The organism is Candidatus Bathyarchaeota archaeon A05DMB-5 (assembly GCA_019685655.1).
Taxonomy (GTDB): Archaea; Thermoproteota; Bathyarchaeia; order Bathyarchaeales; family Bathycorpusculaceae; genus DSLH01.
This window is the reverse complement of sequence record JABFQP010000002.1, coordinates 41,066-59,046: the sequence shown is the minus strand read 5'-3', so window position 1 is coordinate 59,046 and position 17,981 is coordinate 41,066. Positions and strand designations below refer to the sequence as shown.

The window sequence follows — 17,981 nt, the reverse complement described above, 5'->3', positions numbered from 1 at the left end:
TAATGTTTAACGTTGTACATTAAAATATTTTGCTATAAAAACAGAAATGAACAAGCGCACTCCATTTGGAAAGATACTCTTATCTTCTGTTTAAGATAATAACTATTAGGTTTAAGCATGTCAACCACTATCACAAGCCGCGAAATGCGTGCTTTAGAGCTTAACGCTGAATATTTCGGGGTCTCTCAGCTTCAATTCATGGAAAATGCTGGACACAACATCGCCCTAGAAATCGCATCGAAATTTCCAAAAGACAAAACCGTTGCCATTTTCTGCGGTTTAGGCGGCAACGGCGGTGACGGTTTCGTCGCAGCGCGACATCTCTCCGCATTAGATTTTAAGGTCACAGCCATTCTCGCTGGCAAAGCAAAGGAGATTTCCCATAAAGCGGCTTTAGAAAATTGGAATGCCTTACAGTTTTTGAAAGAAAACATCATCATTCATGAAGTATACGACAGCGCACTCATACCAGAAATAACCGCAGACATAGTCGTTGACGCGTTATTAGGAACTGGCACAAAAGGAAAACTAAAGCCGCCTATTCTGCAATTGGTTCAAAAAATCAACGCTATGAACGCCTTTAGAATAGCAGTAGATGTGCCAACAGGAATAGACTCAGACACAGGCGAAGTCTTAGGCGAAGCAGTAAAAGCAAACCTAACAATCACATTTCACAGAACGAAACAAGGACTTGAAAAAGCCAGAGATTACATTGGAGAATTAATCGTAAAAGACATAGGATTACCAAAAGAACTCGAAAATTTCGCTGGACCAGGAGACGTAATACTTGTTTCTAAACCACGACCAAAAGAATCTCATAAAGGAGACTTCGGACGCTTACTAATCATTGGCGGAAGTGAAACATACTCCGGCGCGCCTACACTTGTGGCTTTAGCTGCTTTACGAACAGGCGTAGACCTTGCTTATGTTGCGGCTCCAGAAAAAACCGCGCATGCAGTTTCCTCCATGACGCCGGACTTAATAACGATAAAGCTTGAAGGAAAACACCTGAACATAACCAACCTGCCAACATTAAAAACCTACATAGAAACTGTTAACGCCGTCGTGCTGGGACCAGGTCTGGGATTACACGTAGAAACCAAAGAAACTGTCAAAGCCATAATTGAAATTGCCGAAAATGCAGGTAAGCCTTTGCTTTTGGACGCAGACGGCTTAAAGGCTTTTGCAGAGTTCAAAAGAAAACTGAAAACACCTCTCGTATTGACGCCTCACGCCGGAGAATATACCATATTAACTGGTAAAAAATTGCCAGAAGTTTTGAAAGAAAAAATTCTTGAAGTGCAAAAAACTGCGGCAGAACTAAGCGCAGTGATACTACTTAAGGGACCAGTCGACATAATCGCAGACGAGAAACGTTTCAAACTCAACTTCACAGGCAACCCAGGCATGACAGTTGGCGGAACAGGAGACGTGCTCTCTGGCGTTGTTGGCGCCCTTCTCGCTCAGAAGACTGACCCATTTGAAGCTGCTACTGCCGGAGCTTTTGTCAACGGAGCCGCCGGAGACTTTGTTTCAGAAGAAAAGGGTCATCACATGATTTCTACAGACCTACTGGAATGGATTCCACAGGTCCTAAACGACCCGATGAGCCACTTAAAGGTGCGCAAAACAAGTGCAAAAACAACTTAAAATCATTGTATACCATGCCAAACAATGCGACCCCAAAAAATGTACAGCTTTAAAGCTTAAACGCCACGGACTCGTTCGTGTAGTTCACCAAATAAAATTTTTGCCGAGAAGAGCAATTGTACTTAATCCCTTGTCTAAAATTGCATTTTCACCAGCCGACAAAGAAAGAATCAAGAAATTTGGGTTAGTTGCTTTAGACTTCAGTTGGGAACACGCGGAGAAGGCTTTGCTGAAAAATGTTAGAGGAACCTCCAGATGCTTGCCTTACTTAATCGCTGGAAACCCTGTTAATTTTGGAAAACCCACAAAACTTAGCACCGTGGAAGCGTTAGCTGCAGCTTTGTACATCGCTGGGTTCAAAAACGAAGCTGAACAGTTGCTTTCAGTTTTCAAGTGGGGACACACCTTTCTTGAAATAAACCATGACCAATTAGAAGGCTACGCAAACGCGAAAGACAGCAAAGACGTAGTACAACTACAAAAGCGTTTCATGGAAATTTAAGTTATCAACATTGTAAACAGCTCCGACAGACTTTAAAATATCTCCTTTATAGTTTTAAGTGCAAAGGTGCGCGGTACACAGTGTACGAAAACATTGCCAGCCTAATAGTGTTCATTATAGCAACCGCAAATTGCCTTACGTTTTTCCTGCGATGGAAGAAATTTTCCTCACTTTACAATAAAACCTCTTTCACCATTGAATCTACACGAACATATTTTATCTGGAACCCTTATGGAAAACCAAGAAAAATATTTCACAACCTAATATTCTTAGCTGGAATAGCTTTCGCTCCGCCTCTTTTCTTAACATGGGTTTTCGTAATCATATGGTCCATTGTTTCTGCATTTCCAATATTGATAATTATAACTGGGCTTTACATTATAACTCGGATAAGCGACTATGAATTATTAGATTTTGCAAAAGACTTCACAAAATATAAACCTTCAAAAATCGGCGTAGGGGACTTGAACCTTCTAAAACAAACATGGAAGGTTCTGCGGCGTTCCGTCTTCTTGTCGTTTGTGCTTGCTTTGGTGTTTCTGTCTTTAACTATTGCCTTAACATTTTTAATCGTTTAAAAACGTATCTCTAAATGTACACTTTTTCGATTTTTGAGGCATGAATACTTAATAATAGTGAGAAATTTAAGCGAGCACGTGTAACGTTAGTTTCAGTGAAATAAATGGATGTTGTCTTCAGTTTTCTCTATTTCTTGCTTTCAGTAATTTTATTATCTTTGTCCGGGGTTATGATGCCTGGACCAGTTTTTGCCGTAATAATCGCGAAAGGATACAAGAATAAAATTGCCGGAGCCTTAATCGCTTTGGGACACGGCGCAGTGGAATTTCCGTTAATGTTTCTGATTTATTTTGGTTTTACATGGTTTTTTGCTTCCACCATAGTTCAGAAGATTATGGGGTTAGTTGGAGGTTTAATCCTCATTTTTATGGGTTTTCAAATATTTCAAGCTCGAAAGGAAAAAAGCGAAAACTATGGAACTTTTAGTCACAGCTCTTTTGTTGCCGGTTTTCTCGCAACTATCGCCAATCCTTACTTTTTTCTTTGGTGGGCGACAATTGGTGCAAATTTAATATTAACTACCTTGGCTTTTGGATTTGCTGGCTTTTTGGCTTTGGCTATAGCTCATTGGTCATGTGACCTTGCATGGGACACGTTTGTGTCGTTGGTTGTCTTTAAATCGAGACGTTTCTGGACAGAAAAAACGCGTAGGATAGTTTTTGGCTTTTGCTTCGTAGTGTTGACTGGATTTGGATTATGGTTTATCCTCACGGCGATGTTTTAGATATTAGCCTTTTTGCTGAAAATTTTAAGAGAATAAACATAATGAAAAATATGGAGTGTTGGGAGCGAAATTGGCTATGACTGAATTTCAAATTGGCAAAGCAAAGGTCTGCCTCGTCCAAGGAGACATAACTGACATGGACACTGATGCTATAGTTAACGCTGCAAACTCAACACTTATGGGTGGAGGAGGCGTGGACGGCGCAATCCACCGCAAAGGCGGACCAAAAATCCTAGAAGAATGCAAACGAGTAAGAACTACTGAATGGCCAGAAGGGCTTCCAACAGGAAAAGCAGTCATAACTTCTGGAGGCAATTTAAAAGCTAAATATGTCATTCACACAGTTGGGCCAATCTGGCGTGGCGGAAACAGCGGCGAACCAGAACTTTTAGCAGACGCTTACCGTAACTCGTTGAAACTTGCAGTAGTTAAGGAACTTAAGACTATAGCTTTTCCATCCATAAGCACGGGTGCATACGGCTACCCGATAGAAAAGGCATGCCGAATAGCTTTAGCAACTGTTAAAGAATTTTTAGAAAAAGAAGACAACGTTGCTAAGGTTGTATTCGTCCTCTTTTCTACGCATGACTTTGAAGTTTACAAGAACACAGCAAAAGAAATTCTCCAATGAAAAAGAACTGCTGTATTAGAGCTGTAACTTCATCAAATGCATAGAAGTCTCCCACAAACCCCCTCTTCTCTTTTGGAAATGTCTATTGAGAACAAGCTTGCCAATTGAACTTAGGTTACATGTATCTCTCCAAACATTCCACAAGCTACTTGTTGGTGATGGAGAGAGCGCATATGTCTTTGTCTTCCTATGGCATCTCATAGATTGAACTTGCTTCGATGAAGTAGACCCGCCAACCGGGATAGTCGGGATGAACCCATGCGTAGTCTTTCCTGACGGCTCCAACGATCGTTAAGTTCTTTCCAGACAAATCTGTCTCTGAAGTCCATTTTACACCGATGCGCATTGTGTGGTTTTCTGTGTCATATAGCCAATAATTGAATGGCAGAATTATTCCTAACGCTGGCGTTTGCATGGTTCCATCGACTCTCACTATCTTGTTTTCCCAGGCTGCTGGGTCAGATGCGATTTCCGAGATCGTGATTCTGTAGACAGAAGAATCGCTGAGGAAGCTCTGGAAAAGTATAACCACTCCAATAATAATAGCAGTACCTAAGAAAGCTAAGATAAACAACACACCTTTTTTCGATACCATCTTTTTGCGTGCTCCACAGTTCTTCTCAAAAAACTGAGTTCTAAATGAACCTTATAATACTACATTTTAGAACAATCCATGCTTGGCGTTTTTCGTTATAGGGTTGGCGTGTTGGCTGTAACCCGCCTTCTGTTATGTGGCATTCGACTAATCGGGCTACCCGCGCCTTGGGTAGATTCCGCATCAGCGTCTGTTTGCCCTTTCCACTTGCAGGACGGCCGTTTCACCGCTTCCAACCCGCATTCTCAACAACTTAGCATGCATCATTGGCACTTGCGGGTGGACGTTTCGTTTCTGCTCCGAAGCCAAGGCTCTCGCCTTACACCCTTGCGGATATTGCAATTCTACGTGTGGGCGGAGTTTCCTCAAGCCTTCTGTTGCAAGGCTCGAAAGCCACTCACCAACTCGCCAGCCCAAAATATGATAGGCAAACACTGCTCAATAAGAATTTTGGAAACCTTAATTTCGCTAAGTCCGACTTAATAGTGCTAATGGACGGCTAAGGTATGTGTAAACGTGTTATTTTGGTGACGGGCACTCCATGCGTTGGAAAAACCTCAGTCGCGCACTTGCTTACTTCCAAGCTTAATGCTTTGTATATTAATTTGACCGAATTAGCTGCGCGTGAAAATCTTGTTCTAGGAAAAGATGAACAGCGAAACTCCATAATTGTTGACGAAAGCAAAATGCGACGGAAAATTGATGAAATCGTTAAGAATTCCGCGGAAGATAACATTATCATTGATGGACATTACGCCGTGAATGTCGCTCCCAAAGAACTTATAACTCATGTTTTTGTTTTGAGGCGAGACCCTGTTGAGCTGCACAAGCTCATGGAGAAATGCGGGTTCTCCGGCCGCAAACTGTGGGAAAATTTAGCAGCTGAAATTTTGGATGTTTGTTTGGTCGACGCTTTAAACGCGCTTGAAAAGAGAAAGGTTTGCGAGTTAAATGTGTCTGGTAAAAGCGTAGAAGAGGTTGTGGAAGAAATCCTAGAAGTTTTGGAGAAACGCAAAAAATGCCGTGTGGGCATTGTGGATTGGATAGGAAAGTTAGAAAGTGAAGGCTTATTGAACGAGTTTCTGAAAATCTGACGTTTTCATCTCAAACTAAGCGAAATCTGTTGTCTTGTCAGCAGTGTGACTTTTCTTCTGTTTGCGTAAGCTTTTGCGTGGTCACTGAAGTTTTCTCCAATCAAAATTGGATTTGACAGCCCTGCATCCTCAGAAGCCTTGTCCAAGTTTATTACAACATTTATGCCTATCGTTCGGTTCCAGTCTCTTATCCAAACTCCTTGGGCTGTGCGTCCTTTCTGGACTATTAGGTCGAATTTTCTTGAGATTCCACTGTAGCCTTCGAGGGCGGCTGTTTCCTGTTTTATTTTGTAGCCTGCTTTTATGAAATAGCGCATTGCAAGCTTGGCTAGATTAGATGGCGATTTTGTCTTCTCTTCGCTGTTCATTTGTTCTCCTCGTGCATTAAGCGTTATTTAGTCGTAAGTGGAAAAGGTTTTCGGATGATGCAATCATGGAGCCGTTCCTAATAGTTGTTTGTAGTAAATGCGGAGGCTTTTTATTAGCTAAAGCTGCACAGAAAACAAGAACATGCCCATACTGTGGCTTTAAAGTTGAGTTGAAAAAAGCTAAGAAAGTGGCTTCAGCGAAAACTGCCTACGAGGCGTCTGCAATTTTGCGCAAGATAAAAAGTGTTAAGCACCTATAGCGATTTTAAGGTACGCCATCAACACTATTCCTAACAGAATGACTATTAACTGGACTAGTGATTCAAAGGCACGAAACTTTTTGTGAAGCTCAGGCATGAGGTCTGTGGCTGCAATGTAGATGAATCCGCCTGCAGCAAATGGAACCAGCAAAGCCGTTATGTTCTGTAGATATACCAAGAAGTAAGTTGTTATTGCGCCTAATATTGCGGTTAGAGCAGAGATAAAGTTGTAAATTAGCGCCTTCCTCTTACTCAAACCTCCATAGACTAGAACTCCGAAATCGCCTATTTCTTGTGGTATTTCGTGGAAAATCACAGCTAGCGTTGTAGTTAAACCTAAGTCGAAACGAAACATGAACGTGGCTGCTATCAAGGCTCCATCAATGAAATTGTGGACTCCATCTCCAATAAGATTGAGATATACAAACATATGAACGGGGCATTCTTCTTCGTGACAGTGACGCCAATAAAAGAATTTTTCCAAGGCAAAAAAGACGACGATGCCTAAGATAACGTAGTAAAAAGTGTTTGCTCCATTTGTTTCGTAAGCTTCGGGCAGTAAATGGAGAAATGCCCCGCCAATGAGAGTTCCTGAAGAAAAACCTACCAGTGCCATCATAATATGTTTTAGCCAGTTTTCTTTAGCGCCTATAAAGATTATTCCTACAAATGCTATTAGGCTTACCGTGGTTACTGAAGCCAAAATTGCAAATAACTCGTTCATTGCTTTTTGTTCAAACTCTTCTTGTTTATATGAATATCGGTCTTTTTGTGTATTTGCTTAAGCATTTGGCAGGTTCTGCACACTTTTTCAGTTGTTGGTTCTCCGCATTCACTGCATTCGCCTATTCCTTCTTTCTCTGCAATAGCTTCCAATGCTGGTCGGATTTTTTCGATTGATTTGAATATTGTGAACTTTATTCCAGTATGCCTCTCTTCCATTCTATTTAGCATTACTCGGACATCGTTTCTTAGGGCTTCCGGCGCATATGGGCATGGGATGCTTTGAAACTTTATCTTTTTAACATACGCGTATAGGGCTGTTTCTTTTTCTGGAATTTCGCAGAAGGGCTTTACGCGTTGTACAAGTTTTGGGTATGCTTCATCCGTGACTGGTTTTTCTCGGGCTATACGCAAAACGTCACCGTGAAAGATGTTTAATAGGATTGTTTGCGTTTCATCATCCAATGTGTGAGCAGTTACAAGCTTGTCGACTTTGAGTTTTCTAGCTACTGTGTTTAATGTTCTTCTTCGCATTACACCGCAAAAAGCGCATGGTGTGGGTCCACTGTTACCTTTTAATTTTAAATGTTTAACAATTTCGTCAAGTGTGCAACCGTAAAGTTTTTGGAAAGAAACTACGTGATGTTTGATGCCAAGTTTTCTGCAGTTTTCAGCGGCTATTTTCAAAGCTTCGTCACGGTAACCTTTGATTCCTTCGTCCACCGTAACCGCAACAAGCGAAGCCTTCGGATATCGCCGTTCCAATTTAGCCAAAATATGAAGAAGACTTACGCTGTCTTTTCCGCCGGAAACAGCCACTGCTATTTTATCATTAAAATTGAGCATTTGGTACTTGGCGATTGTTGCTTTCACTTTTGTTTCGATTGATTCAGTGAAGCATTTTTTGCAGAGTTTCTCTCCAGAGTAAGGTCTTGAGAAAAAGGCTTCTTTGCGGTTACAGGCGGTGCAGATAACTGTATTGGAGTTCACGGTTGTTTCACATATTAATTAGCTGAATTCTGCTTTAAACATGTTGTAGACGAGCAAGCCAACGTAGCCTAAAGCCGTGAAAACCGTGAACCACTCAAATATTGGATTGCGATAAACCAACACGAAAAGCAAGTTAATTGCAGCTACTATGAAGCCATAAAAAGCAATCGGCTTCATGTATTTCGGATGAGTAAACAATGCCACGCCTAATAGAACAAGAACTGTTAGGTTAAGAAAGAAGAAAATGGAAGACCACAAACTGTGAAGACTACCGTAATCCTCGGAGAAGACGCCAATCATAATCAGAGACAAAGCAGCAAGAAACCCTACTATCTGCGTACCTATCAACAAGGTTTTTCGCCACTTTTTATCCGTATACCACTTGTATAAACCGCCAAAAAATGGGAAAAGTGCTATTCCCGTGAGAACACAGCCCAAGTTATATAGAATTGCACCTGACGGGTTATAGCTTGAATTTCCTAAATCGCTAAGCCAATTGTCGACTGGGTTGTAAGGCGTCGGAAAGAGAGCCCACGAGGAAAACGTGAATACACAATAAAGAACAATGACCGCTATGCCAGCAATACAGCTCATCGGCCATTTCGAAGGATTCAATTTTCGCATTCAACTCCTAATCTGCAAATATGCTTGCTATTCATATTGTGTTGCTTTTTTTCGCTTATAATAATTATCAGCAAATTACTAAAATAAGTCAGGGCACTTGTCGTTTAAAAAGAGGCAAAGAAATGGCTACCAAACCCAAAAGACACGTAGAGTACCGAGAAATAGTTTATGACGCTGAACGTTGGAGTCTGCTTAAAGATTTTAGGCAGAAAGCCATGCAGTTAATGGAGGCTTTAGAGAATTTTCATTTGAAATCCGTGGTGCATGGAAGCATTGCACGCGGAGACGTGAACAAAAAAAGCGATGTTGACGTTTTCATTCCCTCTCAAGTTTCATCTTTCACCGTGGAAACGGCACTGGAAAAAGCGGGCATACTAGTTAATAGGCGCATGGTTGTCCAAGCTACGCCAACATACGCCATGAAAGCCTACATTGAAATAGACGAAAACACAAGCGTTTCCTTTCCTTTGATGAAAATGCGCACGGTGGAGAGAGAATTTTACAAATTCGGTGGTGAGGCATCAATAGAAAACTTGAGAGATAACATGCGAGTTTGCGGTGTGGACAAGCGTTTGATGCTGATTGAACCTACCAAGGAAGGACACAGAGAAAGCACTATTATTGGGCGAGAGGAACAAATCGCTAAACTGCTTGGGATATCTGTTGAAACTGTTTTGGACCGCGTTCATGCTTTGCTGAGAAGAGACGAAGTAGGTAGAACAGGAGTTTTTGTTGAAAAAGAACTTTCTAGTGACGAAACTTTTGAGATGGCTCTGAAAAGGCTTGCGGACCAGAATCCCGCAGTTCGCAGACGAATGAAAACTGTCTAGCGTATTACAAATCGTAGTAGAGCAGCTATTCCTCCCAATGCTAAAAGTTTTTCGCCAGCCTCATGCTCTGTGCTTAAGACAATTATGCTTCCGCCTTTTTGTTCAATATTCTTCATCAAATCTTCAATTAACAAGCGATTCTTGTCGGAAGATTCACGCAACATCGTGTCAGCCAAGACAAGTTTTTCAATGGCGCCCATTTCCACTGCTTTAGAAACTTCTGTAAAGCCATAGGTAACGTTTGCTTCGCCTTTTCCAAGCCTTCTCAGAATTTCTTCTACAACTTCTGCTTCTTCCAAAATTCGAAGCCGCTTCATAGTTTTCAGCAAAACGCCTGAACGCAAAGCTTCATGTATTCCTGCCACACCGCCATTGTTGACGCTTTTCACGTCCACAACTGATTTAGCGATGTCAGCCGCTTCGTTTTTCAAGAATTTTACAAACTCGTTTTTCACAAAACCAACACCAATAATTGCAATTGGACTGTGCATAGTCGCCCATATTTGGCGTAGACTGTCTAACGCTTTCTGAAAGTATTCCTTTGTCGCAACAGTTCGTTTTTCGGCTTCAAGCTTTCCGGGAAGTTTCACGCTTTGCTCTACTTTCACTTCTACGCCGTATTGGGCGGTAACGGCTATTGCGTAGCCTTCGTCGTCGATGGCAACTATTATTATTGGTTTTTCAGAGGTTCGGCTTGCTCTCTCTAACCTTTCAAGATGATGCCTTGCCCATTCCTTCTTCACGATTGTTAATGGCGTGTTTAACGCAATGTTCAGCGTATGATGTGCGCCATTTGGAACTATTTCTGGCGCTTCGCATATGGTTCCATGAATCCTAAGCCTGCCCAAAAGCTTGTCCCATGAGACAGATTCAACTTTCACACCCAAGAATACCGAGACTCGTTCGCCACGTTTAGGTCTTGCATATCCTCCCTCATCAGGCTTGATTTCTCGGGAAGTATAAGCGTAAACCTTGTCATTTTTGTAGATAATATTGTATAAATGCCAAAAATCATCATAAGTTTCAGGAATAACCTTAACAAAGCCTTTTTTCATGTTTTTTTCCAAGATTTTCAAAATTGCTTAGCCTCTTCGACCTTTTGGTTACGTGTACTAATCAGAGTTTTCTTATTAAAAAGTGTGAATGGCGATTTGAAGATTTTTGCAAGCAGTGAAAGAATGTGTATTTTATGTTGGTGGGGGCGGTGGTGGAGGCGGCGGAACAGTTGGTTTCGGTGGTTGTGTGGAAAGCTGTTTGACTGAAACGGCAATGGTTAAGGACGCTGCTATTAGAATGATTATCCCTGATATGCCGAGTATTAGAAATCCGAGGAACATTATCCAGAGAGTAGCCATCATAGAACCCGTGTAAGGTAGAAGTTTGCTTAGTAGCGAAACGGTTGAAAAGTTGAAGTACAAAAGACCTACAGAAAATAATATGCCTCCAACAGACAATATGACGCTTACAATTGAACGTTTCGCTTCGCCTTCTCGTGTTAGAAATGCAAAGAGAATAGCGCAAATCGACGCTATCATTAACGTCACCGTCTCAAGAGTTGCCTCGGACAAAAGTATTCCAGGGAGAGGAGGCAAAGAAACTAAAAAGATTGGAGTTCCATAGGGAACAGTGCCTATTGTGTGTAATATATTGGAATAAACAGCGTAAGAGTCCCGTAATGGCGCGTATGCAACAATGTATATTAGAATAACGGAGATCAGCATGAGAATTGCACCGACAAGTTTTGAATCGGATTGCTTGCCGCGATAAGCCCTAAAACCTATCAACAGCAGGATTGCTCCAACAATCTCAATTATTGGATATGTAAGATAAGAAGACCCAATTATTGGATAGTACCCAGGTGTTGGATAATAGCCATAGGGGTAGGAAATGCTAGAAATTCCGTTGATTAGAATTATGCTGCCTATTCCAGCGAATAGAATCATACATGAAAACGCTGAAACTGAAGACGAGATTGTATCAAGGCTTATGTCAAAATCTCTTGCAGATTTAGCATTTCTTATTATCGCTCCGCCCAATATAGCGCCAAAAATCACCGCTATCAAATAGCAGATTAGACCCGCTATTAGCCATGGTGGAATAGTGGATATGTATGGTCCAATATATGGTAGGGCGCGAATCAAGACCTCTATGGCTACAACGATTATCCCAATAAAGGTTAACAAGTAACCGGCGCCGAAAACAAGTGCGGCATAGTATCCGGCGTTTCTGGCTTGTTTCTCCAAAGGCGAAACAGTGCTAACTTCTTCAGTCATACAGTCCTCCACCAGACTGCTACTTTATTCGTTAGTGCTTAAAAATTTTCTCAATAAACAGTTAAAGTTGTATTTTATAAGCAACTTTTTCTCTACTTATTAACGGTCAAAAGGGATTTAGCAATGAAGATTACATTTTGGCTTTTAGACTTGAACTATGAAGTTCGCAATAACACGCCTGAGATTTGGCTTTGGGGTGTTGATGATTCTGGAAATCGAGTGCTCGTTATTGACAAGAATTTTGTTACTTACTTTTATGCTGTTGTTGAAGAAGGCGTGAACCCAGAAAAGGTTGTTGAAGAAATTGAGAAAGAGGGTCAAGCGGCAATTACTAAACTTGAGGTTGTTGAACGCAAACTTTTTGGAAAGCCAATTAAAGCTGTGAAAATTTTCTGCAGAAATCCCGACGATATAGTAAAGTATGCTAAGGCTTTTCGAAAGTTCGAAGGCGTAAAAGACTGCTTCGAAGATGACATTCGCCATTCTATGCGCTACTTAATCGATAACAACATCGCACCGTGCGGTTGGCACGAGGTAGAAGTAGACGAAGAAAAGAACACGCTTCATGTTCAAGCTGACAAGATTTATGCAGCAAAATCTTCGCCCACGCTCCTAGAAAAGACAGATGTTCCCAAATTAAGAGTTCTGGGTTTCTTTGTAATATGTTACAGTCGTGAAGGTTCACCCAAACCAGACAGAAACCCCATAATCATTATTTCAACCGCAACAAACAGCGGCGAAGAGAGACAGTTTTTGGCAGATGAAAATAAGAATGATAAGCAAGCCTTGCACGCCTTCATGAATTATGTGCGGAACTATGACCCAGACATAATCGTGGGTTATGGCACAAACGCGAAAGATTGGCAATATCTCAATGAAAGATGCAAAAAGCTTGGATTGCGATTAACTGTTGACAGAGTTGGAACTGAACCTCACACAAGTGTTTACGGGCACGTTTCGTTAACTGGAAGAATCAACATAGACCTATCGGATTATGCTGATGAGTTTCCAGAAGTTAAAGTTAAGACGTTGGAGAATCTAGCCGATTATTTGGGAGCTATGAAACTTGAAAACCGCACGTTAATCGACGAAATAGATTTTGCGGATTACTGGGACAACAAAGACAAGCGTGAAATCTTGAAAAAATTTTCTTCAGATAACACCTATTGCGTTATGGGAATAGCCGAAGCCATACTAGACTTTGCAATGCAGCTTTCAAATCTTGTAAGCTTACCCTTAGACCATGTTGGAACAGCAGCGGTAGGCTTCCGCGTTGAATGGTTCTTAATAAAACATGCTCAAAAAATCGGCGAGCTTGTGCCCAGAAGGATTGAACAACCCTATAGACCCTATGCAGGCGCGATAGTGCTTAAGCCAGAACCGGGACTGCATGAGAACATTGCTGTTTTAGATTTTAAGGCGATGTATCCAAACTTGATGATAACTTACAACTTGTCTCCAGACACGTATGTGTCGCCGAAAGAGCCAATTCCAAAAACCGGAGTTTATGAAGCTCCAGAAGTCAAGCATCGATTTAGGAAAGAACCAGTGGGCTTCTATAAGGAAGTATTGTCGTATCTTATCAACGTGCGGGACGAAGTTCGCAGAAAAATGAAAGCGTTGAATCCTAAAAGTGTTGAATACCGTGTTTTGGACGCACGCCAAAAAGCTGTGAAGGTAATAACCAACGCTTCTTATGGGTATGCGGGTTGGATAGGTGCAAGATGGTATGTTAAGCCCGTAGCTGAGGCTGCCACTGCTTGGGGAAGATACACTATACTTAACGCGGTGGATTTGGCAAAAAAGATTGGGTTGAGGGTTATCTACGGCGACACAGACAGCATGTTCGTGAAGTACGAGCCGGAAAAAGTGGAAAAACTTTCAAGGGGAATTGAGGAAAAGTTTGGGTTAGAAATCAAACCAGACAAGGTTTACATGCGCATTTTCTTCACTGAAGCCAAGAAACGTTATGCTGGGCTTCTGCCTGATGGACGTCTTGATATTGTGGGTTTAGAGGTTATACGTGGAGATTGGGCTGCCATAGCCAAGAAAGTGCAGGAGAAAGTCTTGGAAATAATCCTTAAAGAGCAGTCTCCAAAGAAGGCAGCCGCTTTTGTGCAGCAGTGCATTTATGGGCTTCGCCAGAAACAAGTACCATTTCGCGACCTTATAATTTGGAAAACATTGACAAAACCTGCGGAAGAGTATGAGATTAAGGCTTCTCATGTGGAAGCAGCGAAAATGCTGAGGGAAAAGGGTTGGGAGCTTGCGGTGAGTGACAAGATAGGTTATGTGGTTGTGGTTGGGACTGGACGTTTATATGAGAGGGTTAAACCGTACATTTTTGCTTCTTATGACGAAATAGACGTGGATTATTACGTGTCAAAACAAGTAGTGCCGGCAGCAGCTAGAATTCTCGAGAGTTTCGGCATAACCGAGGAACAGTTGCTGACGCCCAGTGTTGGAGAAAAGGAAACTCGAAAACTCACGGACTTTTTCGGGAGTTAGCCTTCTTTAATTTCTGAAAAGGTCATTAATTGAACGTTTAATGGTGATTTCACAGCTTCAGATATGCGCGAGGCGATTATGTTTTTTACGTTTTTTTCGCTTGCCATGTCGACTATTCTCTGTGTTATTATGCCGTCGAAGACTACTGTGTCAACTCCTTCAATTTGCTGAAGTTTTTCAGCTAGTTGACTAACTGGCAACCGCTCTATTTGTTCCAGCTTTTCGTTGAGAAGCACAGCCTCCAAAGTGCCCTCTAATTCTTTCGCAATTTGAGCTATCTCTTTGGGAACTTCAATCTTTGGTTTCTCTCTTTTCGGGGGCTTGTATACTTCCTCTATTGGAACCTTTGCTTCTAAAGCGTCAAAAATTTCTTTACAGTTTAATTCTTCAACTTCCTTGCCTCTCGGCGCTCTGGCAACGTATTTTATGTTTGCAACTTGCAAGAGTTCCTTTAGGATTAGGTCTCCGCCTCTGTCGCCATCTAAAAAGGCTGTGGATTCTTTTTCTCGAGTTAGTTTTTTGATTGTTTCTGGAACTTTTGCTCCTTCTAGGGCTATGACGTTGAGTAGTCCGCATCGCATTAGGTTTATTACGTCTGCTCTTCCTTCTACGACGATTATTTCTTTGGAGCTGTCAACTTCGGGTCCTGCGGATAATTCGTCTGGTCCGTACTTTTCGACTTTGGCTATTTTTAGTGTTTCTGCGATTTCTTTGAATACTTCGTCTACGGATGGCATGGATTCGATGGTCCATTTGTGGAGAATTTCTTTGGCTCTGTCGATTATCACTTTTCTTCTTGCTTCTCTTACGTCTTCGATTTTTTCGAGTGTGACTTTTGCGGCGCATGGTCCGACTCTGTTTATGCTTTCTATGCTTGCGGCGATTAGGGCTGTGGAGACGCGGTCCATGCTTGTTGGGATTGTTATGCTGCCTGTGGTTTTGTCGTTTTTCGAGTGTAATTCGATTTCGATTCTTCCGATTCTGCCTGATTTTTGTAGTTCTCTGAGGTCGAGTTCTGGTCCGAATAAGCCTTCTGTTTGTCCGAAAACTGCTCCTATAACGTCTGGCTTTTCAACTACTCCTTCTATTTCGAATTTTGCGTGTATAACATACTTTATGGTAAACGTTTGTGATGAACCCGTAAACGTGCACCTCCAGATTATTTTATGTAAGGGTTAGTTTCACCGTGTTATGAGAGAATCTTGCTCTCAATTCACGAGATTATTATTCTAACTCTTTATTAGCTTTATGAATTACAAATCTTGCTCTTTAACGTTTCCATGTAAGTTGTTAGGCTTTCTACATCTTTTATGTCTTTGCCTATGAGGTTTAAGAGGGCATGGCGATATTCAGTGTTGACTTTTATTTTGGTTTTTTCAAGTATCTGTGTTAGGCGTTTGGTCCATTCTTCTCCGCGTCTGTCAAAATCCAACATTAGAATAACTTCTCGTGTTCTACATTTTTCTATTTCTGAAATTACGTCAAGGAGTGTTTTTCCGCCGGTTTTTGCTGAGAGCATTTTTCCTTTGATGCCCATGTTTCTTAATGCTTCAATGTCTTTTTTGCCTTCCACCACTATTGGAATTCCTTTCGCTGATTCTTCAGCTAGGCATGATAGAATTTGCAGAATTTTCTCTTCTTTTTCTTTTAGGCGTGTTGACAAGGTGTTTACCTTGTTATTTGAGCTTTTTTCAGCACTTCTAAGTATTCTTTTGCTTGTTTGTTGGCTTCGAAGTATTTTCTGATGGGACTGATGATTTTGGAGAGTTCTTCTGCCACTGCGTTTTTGAGGTCTTGCGGGTGCAATTTGCCTTGCGCGTAGGCTTTTTCTAGTTCCTCGTAGTTTTCAAATTCAATTGTGCCGCCGAATTTTGCTGGGCGTTCTATTTTGAATGTTTTTGTTTCGTGGAATACTACGTGTTTGGCCATGTCTAAAATGGGGTTCATGTCTACTTGTTTTTCTGGGCACCATGCTTTGCGTAGTTTTTCTTTTATTTGTTGGTCTGTGTCGTGGATGAATATGGCGGTCCATGGTTTGGATTTGCTCATTTTGCTTGCGATAACTTGTTCGAGCTTGTCTTTGGTTTTGAGTTTGACGGGTTCTGCTATGCCCATGAGCACGTGGTGGTGAACTGCGACCGGCTTGGTCCATCCCATTTTTGGGAAGATTTCTCTGGCGAGTACGTGGGCTTTTCTTTGGTCCATTCCGCCGTGTGGTATGTCGGCGCCTATTTCTTTCACGTCAACTGCTTGCATTGGCGCGTAGAAATATTGGGATAAGTCGAGTTTTTCGTTTTCGCTTCTTCCCATTATTGTTAGGCAACGGAGGCTTCTGCTGAGCGTCATGTGTTTCGCGAATTTTAGTAGGTTTCGCCAGTATTCGTCGTTGTTGTGGTAAAGTTCTGAGCCTACGACGATTTTTGCTCCGGGGCAGAAGAATTTGAAGGCTTCAGCGTAGTATTTTGATGCGGAGAGGATTTTGTTCCAGTCACCGCCGAACTTGTTGTTTATGAAACTGTGCCAGTCGGCGAGGTAGACTTGGCATTTTATTCCAGCTTTGAGAAAATCGTTTATTTTAAAACCAGAAATTATTAGGTTTCCTAAATGTAGTAAGCCGGAGATTTCGAAGCCTTGGTAATGCCCAGGATGCTCATTCGTTTGCAAAAGTTGCCTTAGTTCTTCTTCTGTTAAGATTTCTTCTGTTGGCGGCTTCTTGATTAGGTCGATTTTTGTTTCTATGTCCAAATATTTATCCAGCCAGCGTGTTGACCTTTACAGTTATAGATAAGTAAAACATAAAGATTAAGGTAAAATCTTTTTCTTGACTCTATCTGTGCTCACTTTCTTCTGAGAAGAACCATGTTGTCATTCAAATTTTCGGCCTTTTCGAGAGGTTGGTCTAAATGCCATGTGTTACAGTTTCCTTTCCACCAACCCAAGAACTCAAATTTGCCGTTTAGTTTTATGAGTGTTTTGAATTCTTGTGGAAATATGAACTTTAGATTTTCTCTTTGTGTAAATCTTTTCACTTTTCCATGGTCGTTAACTACAAGAGTTATTTCTTCAGTGTAAATCTGATTGAGAACATCTTTAAGATGGGTTTCGAAGGTTGCTTCCACCGAAATCCCATCTCTTTCCATGCTCCAGCTTTGTTTTGCACTCTGTGTCCAGTCAATAGTCATATTCTGGATGAAGTAAAGTCCTCCTTTGTTTAGAGAAGCCGCTACAGAATCCAAGTGTGATAGGAATTTTTCGTTTGACTCTGCATCCAAGGAGCCCATCATGATAAACGCGAAGTCTGCTTTCTTTTTTAATCTAAAATTGTACATGTCTGCTTGTACTGTTTCTATTTTCACTCCTTCTTCTTTTGCTTTCTTTCTCAAATACTCTAACATTTCGGGATACAAGTCTAACCCGATTGCTTTGTAGCCTCTTCTGGCTATTTCTCTCAGCTGTAGACTTGGTCCGCAAGCTATATCCAAGAATCGGTTAACTTTTATCTTACTGAATTTACGGATTATTTTTTCGAAATTGTCGACTTGTTCTTTGGGGTCGATGAAGCTGAATGCTATTTCGTAGTAGAGAGGGTGCCGGTATATTTTCATGTTAACTAATTTGTTTATGTCCAGT

The 17,981-nt window shown here is 41.4% G+C and carries 20 protein-coding genes and 1 other RNA gene; 9 read left to right on the top strand and 12 right to left on the bottom strand.

From position 1 onward, the window contains the following. Window positions 1–117: 117 nt before the first annotated feature. The 5 genes from HM003_03145 to HM003_03125 all read left to right on the top strand — a co-directional run bounded on the left by HM003_03145 (window position 118) and on the right by HM003_03125 (window position 4,086). Window positions 118–1,650 (top strand): NAD(P)H-hydrate dehydratase, encoded by a 1,533-nt coding sequence (locus tag HM003_03145; GenBank protein MBX5328336.1) that lies wholly within the window; start codon window positions 118–120, stop codon window positions 1,648–1,650. After that, on the top strand, window positions 1,634–2,152 hold the full coding sequence (locus HM003_03140; protein ID MBX5328335.1) for a DUF367 family protein: 519 nt from the start codon (window positions 1,634–1,636) through the stop codon (window positions 2,150–2,152). Before HM003_03145 ends, HM003_03140 begins: the two co-directional genes overlap by 17 nt. Window positions 2,153–2,232: 80 nt before the next feature. Further along, window positions 2,233–2,730: a hypothetical protein gene (locus HM003_03135; GenBank protein ID MBX5328334.1), complete on the top strand. Its 498-nt coding sequence runs from the start codon at window positions 2,233–2,235 to the stop codon at window positions 2,728–2,730. Between the two features lie 104 nt (window positions 2,731–2,834). Beyond that, the gene (locus tag HM003_03130; protein ID MBX5328333.1) at window positions 2,835–3,455 is read left to right on the top strand and encodes a LysE family transporter; all 621 of its coding nucleotides are present in this window, start codon (window positions 2,835–2,837) and stop codon (window positions 3,453–3,455) included. Between the two features lie 76 nt (window positions 3,456–3,531). Continuing rightward, window positions 3,532–4,086, top strand: coding sequence for an O-acetyl-ADP-ribose deacetylase (locus HM003_03125; protein MBX5328332.1), 555 nt, complete (start codon window positions 3,532–3,534; stop codon window positions 4,084–4,086). Between the two features lie 187 nt (window positions 4,087–4,273). On the opposite strand, the gene HM003_03120 is transcribed toward HM003_03125, so the two are convergent. Beyond that, window positions 4,274–4,681 carry a hypothetical protein gene (locus tag HM003_03120; GenBank protein MBX5328331.1) on the bottom strand — a complete coding sequence of 136 codons (408 nt, stop codon included), beginning with the start codon at window positions 4,679–4,681 and terminating at the stop codon, window positions 4,274–4,276. Between the two features lie 106 nt (window positions 4,682–4,787). Then, window positions 4,788–5,090, bottom strand: an RNA gene (gene rnpB / locus HM003_03115) — RNase P RNA component. Between the two features lie 97 nt (window positions 5,091–5,187). On the opposite strand from rnpB, the gene HM003_03110 reads away from it, so the two are divergent. Then, the gene (locus HM003_03110) at window positions 5,188–5,775 is read left to right on the top strand and encodes an AAA family ATPase (GenBank protein ID MBX5328330.1); all 588 of its coding nucleotides are present in this window, start codon (window positions 5,188–5,190) and stop codon (window positions 5,773–5,775) included. A gap of 5 nt (window positions 5,776–5,780) precedes the next feature. On the opposite strand, the gene HM003_03105 is transcribed toward HM003_03110, so the two are convergent. Next, entirely contained in the window at window positions 5,781–6,143 is a 363-nt protein-coding gene (locus HM003_03105) for a hypothetical protein (protein ID MBX5328329.1), read from the bottom strand. Window positions 6,144–6,208: 65 nt separating this feature from the next. Here HM003_03105 and HM003_03100 point away from each other — a divergent pair, with 65 nt between their 5' ends. Beyond that, window positions 6,209–6,403 (top strand): DUF1922 domain-containing protein, encoded by a 195-nt coding sequence (locus HM003_03100; GenBank protein ID MBX5328328.1) that lies wholly within the window; start codon window positions 6,209–6,211, stop codon window positions 6,401–6,403. Here the strand turns inward: HM003_03100 and HM003_03095 are convergent. Genes HM003_03095 through HM003_03085 form a run of 3 tightly spaced genes read right to left on the bottom strand, consistent with a single transcriptional unit; the run spans window position 6,390 to window position 8,740 of the window. Then, window positions 6,390–7,127 carry a ZIP family metal transporter gene (locus HM003_03095; GenBank protein ID MBX5328327.1) on the bottom strand — a complete coding sequence of 246 codons (738 nt, stop codon included), beginning with the start codon at window positions 7,125–7,127 and terminating at the stop codon, window positions 6,390–6,392. The genes HM003_03100 and HM003_03095 overlap by 14 nt on opposite strands. Next, window positions 7,124–8,116 (bottom strand): TIGR00269 family protein, encoded by a 993-nt coding sequence (locus HM003_03090; protein ID MBX5328326.1) that lies wholly within the window; start codon window positions 8,114–8,116, stop codon window positions 7,124–7,126. Before HM003_03090 ends, HM003_03095 begins: the two co-directional genes overlap by 4 nt. Before the next feature lie 18 nt (window positions 8,117–8,134). Beyond that, window positions 8,135–8,740, bottom strand: a complete 606-nt coding sequence (locus HM003_03085) for a DUF998 domain-containing protein (GenBank protein ID MBX5328325.1) — start codon at window positions 8,738–8,740, stop codon at window positions 8,135–8,137. Between the two features lie 122 nt (window positions 8,741–8,862). Here HM003_03085 and HM003_03080 point away from each other — a divergent pair, with 122 nt between their 5' ends. Next, on the top strand, window positions 8,863–9,570 hold the full coding sequence (locus tag HM003_03080; protein MBX5328324.1) for a DNA polymerase subunit beta: 708 nt from the start codon (window positions 8,863–8,865) through the stop codon (window positions 9,568–9,570). Here the strand turns inward: HM003_03080 and HM003_03075 are convergent. Further along, window positions 9,567–10,646 carry an mRNA surveillance protein pelota gene (locus tag HM003_03075; GenBank protein ID MBX5328323.1) on the bottom strand — a complete coding sequence of 360 codons (1,080 nt, stop codon included), beginning with the start codon at window positions 10,644–10,646 and terminating at the stop codon, window positions 9,567–9,569. The genes HM003_03080 and HM003_03075 overlap by 4 nt on opposite strands. Window positions 10,647–10,757: 111 nt before the next feature. After that, complete coding sequence (locus HM003_03070; protein MBX5328322.1) at window positions 10,758–11,843, bottom strand: hypothetical protein; 1,086 nt, start codon at window positions 11,841–11,843, stop codon at window positions 10,758–10,760. A gap of 123 nt (window positions 11,844–11,966) precedes the next feature. Here HM003_03070 and HM003_03065 point away from each other — a divergent pair, with 123 nt between their 5' ends. Further along, window positions 11,967–14,351, top strand: coding sequence for a DNA polymerase II (locus HM003_03065; GenBank protein ID MBX5328321.1), 2,385 nt, complete (start codon window positions 11,967–11,969; stop codon window positions 14,349–14,351). Here the strand turns inward: HM003_03065 and HM003_03060 are convergent. The 4 genes from HM003_03060 to HM003_03045 all read right to left on the bottom strand — a co-directional run bounded on the left by HM003_03060 (window position 14,348) and on the right by HM003_03045 (window position 17,956). Further along, window positions 14,348–15,511 (bottom strand): DNA primase, encoded by a 1,164-nt coding sequence (locus HM003_03060; protein ID MBX5328320.1) that lies wholly within the window; start codon window positions 15,509–15,511, stop codon window positions 14,348–14,350. The two genes, HM003_03065 and HM003_03060, sit on opposite strands and share 4 nt — an antisense overlap. 86 nt (window positions 15,512–15,597) lie before the next feature. Next, window positions 15,598–16,014: a toprim domain-containing protein gene (locus HM003_03055; protein ID MBX5328319.1), complete on the bottom strand. Its 417-nt coding sequence runs from the start codon at window positions 16,012–16,014 to the stop codon at window positions 15,598–15,600. Window positions 16,015–16,019: 5 nt separating this feature from the next. After that, window positions 16,020–17,096, bottom strand: a complete 1,077-nt coding sequence (locus tag HM003_03050; protein ID MBX5328318.1) for a tyrosine--tRNA ligase — start codon at window positions 17,094–17,096, stop codon at window positions 16,020–16,022. Between the two features lie 92 nt (window positions 17,097–17,188). Next, on the bottom strand, window positions 17,189–17,956 hold the full coding sequence (locus HM003_03045; protein ID MBX5328317.1) for a class I SAM-dependent methyltransferase: 768 nt from the start codon (window positions 17,954–17,956) through the stop codon (window positions 17,189–17,191). Between the last annotated feature and the right edge of the window lie 25 nt (window positions 17,957–17,981).